Here is a 9,164-nt window from a genome sequence, read left to right as displayed (position 1 = left end):
ACCCCTGCCAGCGGTACGTACAGGGTGGTTCCAAAATCTCCCTTGAACCGCGTTTCCTTGAGAATGCGCACGAGCGCGCCGTCCAGCTCGGAATCCAGCCAGCGCCCCTCCTCGGTGAGTTCGCCGCCCAGCACGGCTACGACGCGCATGGGGGCTTCGTGTTCGAATACTTTTCTGCGGGTGGTTTTCACGCGAATCGCCATAACACCCCGAGCTTACCACGGGCGGTTCCACCAAACCCTCACCCGCTTGTGGCAGAATACGGGCCATGAAGCAGATCGGCGGCTCGGCCGCAATGGAAGGCGTGATGATGAAAGCGCCCGACGCCTGGGCGCTGGCCGTGCGGCTCCCCAGCGGCGAGATTCACGTGGAGCGCCACGAGGAACCCTCCCTCTACCGCAAGTACCCCTGGACCCGGCTGCCGCTCCTGCGCGGCGTGGTGGCGCTCGTCGACGCCCTTTCGGTCTCCTACCGGGCGCTCTCGCGCAGCGCCCAGCTGGCCGGCGAGGAGGACGAAGAGGAGCTTTCCGGCGCCGCCCTTTACGGCACGATCGCCCTCAGCACCCTGATCGGGATCGGGCTCTTCATCGTGCTCCCGGCCGCGGTCTCGCGCCTCTTCATCGACGCCGCGGCCAGCCCGGTGCTCTACAACGCGCTGGCCGGCGTCTTCAAGGCCGCGCTGCTGGTGGGCTACCTGGCCTTCATCGGCCGCTTCCCCGACATCCAGCGCTACTTCATGTACCACGGCGCCGAGCACAAGGCGATCGCCGCCTACGAGAAGGGGCTCGCGCTGACCGTGGAGAACGTGCGCGCCCAGCCCAAGTTCCACCCCCGCTGCGGCACCACCTTCATCGCCTTCGTGATCGTGACGAGCATCGTCGTCTACAGCTTCCTGCCCCGCCCCGACGTGATCTGGTGGCTGCTGCTGGGCCGGGTGGCGCTGCTGCCGCTGGTGGCGGCGCTGGCCTTCGAGCTGCTGCGCTTTTCCTCGAGCCACACCGACCCGGTCTCGCGCCTGCTGCGCTGGCTGGGGTTCCGCTTCCAGATGCTCACCGTGCGCGAGCCCGACGACGCCATGATCGAGGTGGCCATCGCCTCCACCAAGGCCGCGGCCGCGGCCGGCGAGCCGCTGGAAAGCGAGCTGGTGGCCTGAGCCCCGGGCCTGGCCGAAACCCGAGCGTAACGGTAGAATAAGGTTTCGTGAAGAAGCCGCGCGTCCTCGTCGCCATGAGCGGAGGGGTGGACTCCTCCGTCGCCGCCGCCCTGCTGGTCGAGCAGGGCTACGACGTCGTGGGCGCGATGATGAAGTTCTGGTCCGACGAGGAGCTGGCCACCAGCTGCAACGACGAGTCGAGCTGCTGCACCCCCACGGCCGCGCTCGAGGCCGGCTGGGTGGCGCGGCAGCTGGGCATCCCCTTCGAGCTCCTCGACTACCGCGAAACCTTCGCCGAGCGCATCGTCGCCCCCTTCCTCGCGGGTTACGCCGCCGGCCGCACCCCCAACCCCTGCGTCTGGTGCAACACCGACGTCAAGTTCGACGCCCTGCTCGAGCACGCCCGCGCCATCGGCGCCGAGTACGTGGCCACCGGCCACTACGTGCGCCGGCTGGAAGGACCTGCGGGCGTGGAGCTGTGGCGCGGCGGCGACGCCGCCAAGGACCAGACCTACTTCCTCTGGGGCACGCCGCGCACCGCCCTGCCCCACCTGCTCTTCCCGGTGGGCCACCTGCAAAAGCCCGCGGTGCGGCGGCTGGCCGAGGCGCGCGGCCTGATCACCGCCCAGAAGCCCGAATCGCAAAACATCTGCTTCGTGCGGGGTTCGCTGCGCGACTTCCTGAAAGGGCACATCCCCGGCGAGCCGGGGCCGCTCGTCGACCTGGAGAGCGGCGAGGTGATCGGCGAGCACGCCGGAGCCCGCTTCTACACCGTGGGGCAGCGCAAGGGGCTGGGGCTGTGGAAGAGCCACCTGGAGCGCTACGTCGTCGAGGTGCGCCCCGAGACCAACGAGGTGGTCGTGGGCCCCCGGGCCGCGGTGGAGTGGTGGGGGCTCGAGGCCGCCGGCCTCAACCTGCTCCTCGATCCGGACGACCTGCCCGAACGGGTCGAGGCGATGGTGCGCTACCGCACCCGGCCGGTGGGGGCGCGGGTGCTGGAGCTCGAGCCCGGGGCGGGCCGCTTCCGGCTGCGCTTCGAGCGGCCCCAGTTCGCGGTGACGTCCGGCCAGTCGGTGGCGCTCTACGCCGGGGACCGGCTGCTCGGGGGCGGCTTCATCGAACGGGCGGTGGACAACGCGCTCGCCCGCGCCGGTTAGCTGCCCCCACAGCGCCGGAACCCTCCGGGAGGGGGCGAGCCTCCCCGCTCGCGCGAGCTGGGATGACGAGGGAAGCTCGTGGCGACGAGGGGGTGGAATTGAACAACGTGTTCGAGCTACACGGTTAGCGCCCGGAACCGTAGAGCGCCTTGTAGACCGCGTAGGCCCAGAGCACCCGCTCCACGTACTCGCGCGGCTCGTCGCGCGGCTGGAAGCGCAGAAAGTCCCAGACGTCGCCACCCGCCGCCGCAAGCGCCCGCCGGGTGTAGCCCGGCCCGCCGTTGTAGCCGGTGAGGGCGCAGACGAGCTGGCGGTCGCAGGCGTCGAGCAGGCGGCGCAGGTAGTAGGCGCCGTAGCGCACCGCCGCGTCGGTATCGAAGGGGTCGCCCGGGGCCTCCCCGAGCCTGCGGGCGACGTCGGCCCAGGTGGCCGCGACGAACTGCATCAACCCCTTGGCTCCAGTGGGGCTGACCGCCTCCGGGTCGAAGCGCGACTCCACCCGCATCACCGCCCAGAGCAGCTCGGGCTCGAGTCCGAAGGCCGCCGCCTCGCGCCGTACGCGCTCGGGGTAGGCCCGCGGGTAACGCAAAGGCCAGTCACAGTGCCGGGGCAGGCCCGGTAAATCGCGCGCGAGCCTGAGCGACGCCCCCCACAGGCCGTGCCGCTGCAAGACCCCGACGATCCCCCAGGCCCCCGTCGGGTCCAGCCGCGCCGCCCACCAGCGCGCCTCGCCCAGGGCCCAGGCCTCGCGCCCCTCCCTCAGCAACTGCTCGACCGTCGCCCGCCCCGGCACCGCCGCGTTCGCGGCCGCGCACGCCTCCGGCGCGGGGGGTTCGGGCCCCTCCTTACCCGCCAGCAGCGCCAGCCCCCCCTCGAGCCGCTCGTAGGCCCAGGCCTCGAGCGCCGCGTCGCCGCGCCGGCGCGCCAGCACCCACAGCCGCAAGGTCGCGTCGTCGGCGTACTTCGAACCCCCCTGCGCGAGCTCGCGGTAGCGCGGCAGGGCCTCGGCCGTCCTCCCGGAGCGCTCCAGGAGCGCCGTCGCCCGCCAGAGCGCCTCAGGGGTACGGGCTTCCAGGTAGGCGCGCACGGCGGCGTCGCTTTGGCCCAGCGCCTCAAGCGCCCGCCCCCGCCCGTAAGCGCCCTCGGCTCCGCCCGCGGCGCGGAAGGCCGCCTCCGCCTCGGCGTAGCGTTCGAGCCTGAGCAGCAAGCGACCAAGCGCCAACCACCCTTCGCGGGCCTCCCCAGCCCAGGCGCGGTAATAGGGCAGGGCCTCGGCGTAGCGGTGCAGCCCCGCCAGCGCGCGGCCGCGCCAGACAGCCTCGCCCTCCGCCGGCAACGCCTCGAGCAGGGCCTCGTAGGCGCGGCCCGCGTAGAGCGCAGCGTAGGCCCGCCGCACCCCCGCGCCCGCCAGGCGCACCAGCGCGGCCTCGGCCTCGGGCTCGGGCAGCGCCTTGCCGTAGGCCTCCGCCGCTCCGGGCGCGTCGCCCAGCACCTCGCGCAACCGTCCCACCCAGAGCCAGTCGGAGGCGGCGTTCTCGAAGCGCGCGGCGCGCTCGGCCAGCTCGAGCCGCCGGCTGGGGGAAGACGCGGCCATGCGGGCCAGCGCCCGCGCCGCCAGGATCTGCACGTACCCCGGTTCCTCGAGCAGGCGCTCGAGCCCGCGCGCGTCCTCGGCCCGCTGCGCCTGCTCGTAGGCCCGGTACGGTTCCGGCAGCTGGGCCGCTACCGGCACCAGCAGCAGCCATCCCAGCACCACGAGCCTGCGTAACATGGACCTACTATAGGGCGGGGCGGCATGAAAAAAAGCAGGGCGTTGACGCCCGCGCACGGCGTTGCCTATGATGGGCCTTGGCTTTGGGGCGTCGTCTAAGGGTAGGACAGCGGTCTTTGGAACCGCCGGTCGTGGTTCGAATCCACGCGCCCCAGCCATTCTTGTGTTTTGGCCGTATATTGTTTTATAAGGTGACGCAGCTCAGCATTGGACGGTCGGTATGGCGGACGATGAAAAACGCGGCTTGATCGTAACTTCCCACAGCGCACTCAAGGCCTACCTCGAACTGGCCCTGGAAGACGCCGGCCTGAGGCCGGACACCGTCGAAACCCTGCACGACGGCCTTGCCTACCTCAAGGAACACACCCCGAAGTTGATCGTCCTCGACGAGCTCTCCGAAGACGGCCTCGACGCCGCCGGCTTCGTCTGGCGCGTCAAGCGCGTCAAGCGCCTGAAGCACGTGCCCACGATCCAGATCGTGCACCGGGCGAGCGAACGCGAACGCATGACGATGGAGATCTCCGGAGCCGACCACATCGTCGAGCTGCCCATCAAGAACAGCCGTTTCCGCAAGCTGCTTGAAAACCTTCTCAGCATCAGCCGGTAGACTGGGCAACGTGAAGCTGCGCCGCTACCTCCTGCTCGCGTTCCTGGCCGCCTTCCTGGGCACGGCCGTAGCGGCGGCGATCGTCGTGCGCGGCTGGACGCGCGACCTGCCCAGCCTGGACGCCCTGGAAAACCTGCGCCTGACCTCGACGACCACCGTCTTCGCCCGCGACGGCACCCCCATCGCCCAGCTGGCCAGCGAGGAGGGCGGGATCACCATCACCCGCATGCTGGTCAAGCTCGAGGACGTCTCCCCCGCCGCCGTGGCCGCGATCGTGGCCTCGGAGGACCAGCGCTTCTTCCGCCACTACGGCATCGACTGGATCCGCATCGCCGGCGCGTTTTGGCAGACGCTGCGGGGCAACCTCCAGGGGGGCTCCTCGATCAGCGTCCAGGTGATCAAGAACACCCTGCTGCGCAACCTCTCGGGCGTGCGCACCCTCGAGCGCAAGTTCAAGGAGCTGCCGCTGGCGATCCAGCTCGAGCGCCTCTACTCCAAGGAAGAGATCCTGGAGATGTACCTCAACGTCTCCTTCTGGGGCGGCAACCTCTGGGGCATCCGCGCCGCCAGCGAGGCCTACTTCGGCAAGGACCCAGCGGAGCTGACCCTGGCCGAGGGCGCTTACCTGGCGGCCCTCATCCCCGGGCCCAACGCGCGCTTCCGCGACCTGCCGCGGGTGCGCCGGCGTATGAAGGCGCTGCTCGACCAGATGGTGCGGGAGGGCTGGATCACCCGGGCCATGGCCGACGCCGCCTGGCGCGAACCCATCGTTCCGGGTGGGTGGAAGGCCGAGTACGACGCGGAGGGGAACCTGGTCTCCGCCGAGCTGCTCGACCCCGGGGCCAACTCGCTGCCCGACCTGGAGGTGGAGGTCGCCCCCCACTTCGTCTACGAGATCCGCAAGGAGCTGATCCGCCGCTTCGGCCGCGCCAAGGTCTTCGGCCAGGGCGGGCTGCGCGTCTACACCACGCTCGACGTGGAGATGCAGCGCGCCGCCGAGGAGGCCGCCCAGGCCGCGGTGAAGCGCGGCCTCCCCGAGGGCGCCCAGCTGGCGCTGGTGGGGCTCGACCCCGAGACCGGCGAGGTCTACGCGCTGCTCGGGGCGCTGCCGGGCACCGAGGGCGAGTTCAACCGCGCCACCCAGCTGGGCGACGGCAAGGGGCGCAGCCCCGGCTCGTCGATCAAGCCGTTCGTCTACACCGCTGCGCTGGGTGCCGGCTGGAGCCAGGCCAGCATGGTGGAGGACAAGGAGGTCAGCTTCCCCGACCCCACCCAGCCCGACGGCGTCTGGAAACCCAAGAACTACGACGGCACCTACCTGGACCGGGCGGTCACCATCCGCTACGCCATGGACCGCTCGCTCAACGTGCCGGCCATCCTCACCGCCGACGCCCTGGGGGTTCGCCGGCTCGCGGGCGAGCTGCAGGCCGCCGGCTTCCAGGTACCCAAGAACCCGGGCCTCTCCATCGCCATCGGCGGCGGCATCGGCGCCACGCCGCTGCAGATGGCCGCCGCCTACGCCGCCTTCGTCAACGGCGGCTGGCGCGTGGAACCGCAGCTGATCCTGCGGGTGGAGGACCAGCAGGGGCACGTGCTCTACGAGGCGCGGCCGCTGCGGCAGCGTCTCTGGAACCCCGACGTGGCCTACCTCGGCTGGGACATGCTCAAGGGCTACGTCTACGACGAGGACCCCCTGGGCCGGGGCAACCTGGCCTGGCGGGCGCGCATCCCCGGCCGGGTGGTGGGCGGCAAGACGGGCACCTCGAACAACGCCCGCGACCTCTGGTTCGCCGGGGTCACCCGCGGCATGAGCGCGGTCGTCTGGGTCGGCCGCGACGACAACCAGCCCATGCAGATGAACGGGCGCGAGCCCTCCTCGTCGGTCGTCAACCCGCCCATCTGGCGGCAGTTCGTCGAGAACGCGCTGCGGGGCCGCCCCGCGGGGGAACCCGCGGCCCCCGAGGGCCTGGTGAAGGTGCGCATGGACCTGCTCAACGGCGAGGCGAACGCCGTCGGCACCCCCGCCTACTTCCGCATCGGGCACACCCCGATGCCCAGCACCCTGCCCGTCGGGGCCTCGATCCTGATCGGACTCGAGCCCGGACGCGACTGCCTCGCCGGCCCCGGGTGGCCCCCCGAGCAGCTGCGCTGGAAGGCCGTGCCTCCCGGCGAGGTCGCCCGCTACCGCTGCGACTGACCCCCGCGAACCACGAAACCGCGGCCGGCCCAAGGGCCGGCCGCTTCACGACTTGCTCGGTTTACTGGCAGTCGGGGCAGAGTCCGCGCAGCTCGACCCGGGGATCGCCCACGAACCAGCCGGTGCGCGACTCGACGGCGCGCGCCACCTTTTCGGCGTCGAATTCGGGGAGCTCGTCCTCCATCACGTCTTCGATGCGGCCGCAGCTGGTGCAGAAGAGGTGGTGGTGCTTCTTGGTGAAACCGTCGTAGCGGGTGTGCCCCTGCTGGTCCTTGAACTCCCAGAGGAGACCGGCGTCGCGCAGCACCTGCAGGTTGAGGTAGACGGTCGAGAGGCCGATCGAGTACCCCTTCTTCTTCAGGCCCTGGTAGAGCTCCTCGGGGGTCGGGTGAACGTTCTTGCGGTCCAGGTAGGCGAGAATGCGCTCGCGGGGCAGGGTGTGGCGCAATCCGACGGCCTTTAATCGGGAGCGGTAGACTTCTTTTTCTTTTGTTTTAGCCATGCTTCGTGCCTCCAATCTCGTCAATTGTAAGTATACCTTACACTGGTTCCACCTGCCAGTGTCAAGGGTGGGGCTCTCCTTAATGAATGAAGATGCAATCCCCTGCATGCAACGGGTTCCTTATAATGAACGACGATGAAGCAAGGCATCGTCGGCCGCGTCCTCTACGTTCTCTTCGCCCTGGGTACCGCCCACCTGCTGCTGCTGGCGGGCGTGGAGGCCCAGCGCGGCTGGGCGCTGCGGCAGGAGGTCCGCATCGTGGACGGCCAGCTGGAGGCGCTCGCCGCCGAGGTGGAGGCCCTGAAGAGCGAGCTGGCCCACGCCGACGACCCCGCCTACCTCGAGGCCAAGGCGCGCGCACTTGGCTACGTCTACCCGGAAGAGGTGCTGCGTGCCCCATCCCGCTGAGGTCTTCTTCGAAGACGAAACCCTGACCGAGGGCCTCACCGACGACGAGGCCCGCGACCTGCTGGCCTGGCTGGTGGGCCTCGCCGACGAGATGGAGGGCGAGGACCCGGCCTACATCGAGCAGCTCAAACGCCTGGGCCGGCACCTGGCCCGGCTGAGCGCCCGCTGGGGCGTACCCGTGGGCGACCTGATCGACCTGGTGGAGATCGCCTGGGAGGACCCCGACCAGCCGCAGGGCCGCCCGCCGCGGCCGATGCGGGCGTAAAGGCGGTACGTGGTACGTAGTACGTGGTAGGTGGTGGGCGGATCGGGGCCGGAGCGGTAAGGGGCAGTTTGAGGGTGGCCGCAGACGCTGGACGTCTGCTGCCGACATCGTGGCCCTCCTGCCCCCCTACTGACCACCACTTGCTCGCCATCCCCGACGAGGCGCAGAGTCCCGATCTCGGGGCTCTGACCGTTGTTGCTTCAGCCGCCCCCTCGTCACCCCGGGCAAGCGGCCGCAGGCCGTGCGACCCGGGGTCTTGTCTGTTGTGCTTCCTCGTCCCCTCCTCGTCATCCCCGACGAACCGGCGCAGCCTGTGAGATCGGGGATCTTGTCGTGGTCGTTCGCCTCAGGAGAAAGCGCACCGATGCGCCGCCATAATCCTCCGCTTTTCGAGCGATCGGTCCCCTTATTCGCCCCCAGCAAGATTCCGGCTCTCGGGGGCCGCGTGGCCCCCTCGTCCGGAATGACGGATACCGGCGGTACGTGGTGCGTAGTAGATAGACGTTTGACAAGGAGGAGCGGAGCGGATAAGACCGGAAGACCGCCAGCCCATTCTTCGCCTTCCCGAGGCCGCGAAGACCCGCTGCTTTCACGCCCCTCCCCTTCTTTCGCTTCCATCACCCCTTTCGCCTTCCGCACCCCACACCCTCTTTCCGTCATCCCCGACGAGGCGTGTAGCGCCGAGATCGGGGATCTTGTCTTGGCCTTTCCCCTTCTTCACCAGCTGGGTCAAGGGAGCTAGGCGATCACGACCTAAGATCTTGTCGTTATTGGTTTCTCGCTCTTTTTTCGTCATCCCCGACGAACCGGCGCAGCCGGTGAGATCGGGGATCTTAGCGTAGCCGCGTGCGACAAACGAACCGGAGCGGCCGTCACCTTCCATACTTCGAGCGACCGATTCCTTCTCCGCGCGTTTCAAGATTCAGGACCTGCCCCGGACTTGATCCGGGACCTGTCCCGGACCCGATCCAGGATCTCGCGGGCCAGTGGCCCCCTCGCCCGGAATGACGGATAACGGCGGTACGTGGTGCGTAGTAGTTAGAAGCCGGTCCGCCCCCCAGCGGCGGACCAGCGAACGGCCCGTACGCTACAGCGCTTGGCCGG

General features: G+C 69.8%; 9 protein-coding genes, 1 tRNA gene and 1 pseudogene. 7 read left to right on the top strand and 4 right to left on the bottom strand.

The window, feature by feature from the left end; all coding sequences use genetic code 11:
• Positions 1-203: pseudogene (locus tag HNQ05_RS11655) on the bottom strand (leucyl aminopeptidase); the annotation flags it as partial.
• A gap of 65 nt (positions 204-268) precedes the next feature.
• Between HNQ05_RS11655 and HNQ05_RS11650 the strand changes: the two are divergent.
• A complete protein-coding gene (locus HNQ05_RS11650) occupies positions 269-1,153 on the top strand; it encodes a DUF1385 domain-containing protein (protein WP_147144759.1) in 885 nt (294 codons plus the stop codon).
• Between the two features lie 47 nt (positions 1,154-1,200).
• A complete protein-coding gene (gene mnmA / locus HNQ05_RS11645) occupies positions 1,201-2,310 on the top strand; it encodes a tRNA 2-thiouridine(34) synthase MnmA (protein WP_147144758.1) in 1,110 nt (369 codons plus the stop codon).
• Positions 2,311-2,434: 124 nt separating this feature from the next.
• Here the strand turns inward: mnmA and HNQ05_RS11640 are convergent, their stop codons facing one another.
• Positions 2,435-4,081: a lytic transglycosylase domain-containing protein gene (locus HNQ05_RS11640; RefSeq protein ID WP_147144757.1), complete on the bottom strand. Its 1,647-nt coding sequence runs from the start codon at positions 4,079-4,081 to the stop codon at positions 2,435-2,437.
• An 84-nt stretch (positions 4,082-4,165) separates the two neighbouring features.
• On the opposite strand from HNQ05_RS11640, the gene HNQ05_RS11635 reads away from it, so the two are divergent.
• The 3 genes from HNQ05_RS11635 to HNQ05_RS11625 all read left to right on the top strand — a co-directional run bounded on the left by HNQ05_RS11635 (position 4,166) and on the right by HNQ05_RS11625 (position 6,885).
• Positions 4,166-4,239 (top strand) — tRNA-Gln (locus tag HNQ05_RS11635).
• 62 nt (positions 4,240-4,301) lie between these two features.
• Complete coding sequence (locus HNQ05_RS11630) at positions 4,302-4,688, top strand: PleD family two-component system response regulator (RefSeq protein WP_147144756.1); 387 nt, start codon at positions 4,302-4,304, stop codon at positions 4,686-4,688.
• Positions 4,689-4,698: 10 nt separating this feature from the next.
• Positions 4,699-6,885, top strand: coding sequence for a transglycosylase domain-containing protein (locus tag HNQ05_RS11625; RefSeq protein ID WP_147144755.1), 2,187 nt, complete (start codon positions 4,699-4,701; stop codon positions 6,883-6,885).
• Between the two features lie 61 nt (positions 6,886-6,946).
• Here HNQ05_RS11625 and HNQ05_RS11620 read toward each other — a convergent pair whose 3' ends face one another.
• On the bottom strand, positions 6,947-7,387 hold the full coding sequence (locus tag HNQ05_RS11620; RefSeq protein WP_013458471.1) for a Fur family transcriptional regulator: 441 nt from the start codon (positions 7,385-7,387) through the stop codon (positions 6,947-6,949).
• Between the two features lie 135 nt (positions 7,388-7,522).
• Here HNQ05_RS11620 and HNQ05_RS11615 point away from each other — a divergent pair, with 135 nt between their 5' ends.
• A complete protein-coding gene (locus HNQ05_RS11615) occupies positions 7,523-7,795 on the top strand; it encodes a septum formation initiator family protein (RefSeq protein WP_147144754.1) in 273 nt (90 codons plus the stop codon).
• Positions 7,779-8,060: a hypothetical protein gene (locus tag HNQ05_RS11610; protein WP_013458473.1), complete on the top strand. Its 282-nt coding sequence runs from the start codon at positions 7,779-7,781 to the stop codon at positions 8,058-8,060. The genes HNQ05_RS11615 and HNQ05_RS11610 overlap by 17 nt, the downstream gene beginning before the upstream one ends.
• A 589-nt stretch (positions 8,061-8,649) precedes the next feature.
• Here HNQ05_RS11610 and HNQ05_RS11605 read toward each other — a convergent pair.
• Positions 8,650-8,979 (bottom strand): hypothetical protein, encoded by a 330-nt coding sequence (locus HNQ05_RS11605; protein WP_147144753.1) that lies wholly within the window; start codon positions 8,977-8,979, stop codon positions 8,650-8,652.
• Positions 8,980-9,164: the final 185 nt, after the last annotated feature.

This window comes from Oceanithermus desulfurans, assembly GCF_014201675.1.
In the GTDB taxonomy this organism is placed as follows: Bacteria; Deinococcota; Deinococci; order Deinococcales; family Marinithermaceae; genus Oceanithermus; species Oceanithermus desulfurans.
This window is presented reverse-complemented; position numbering and strand designations above follow the sequence as displayed.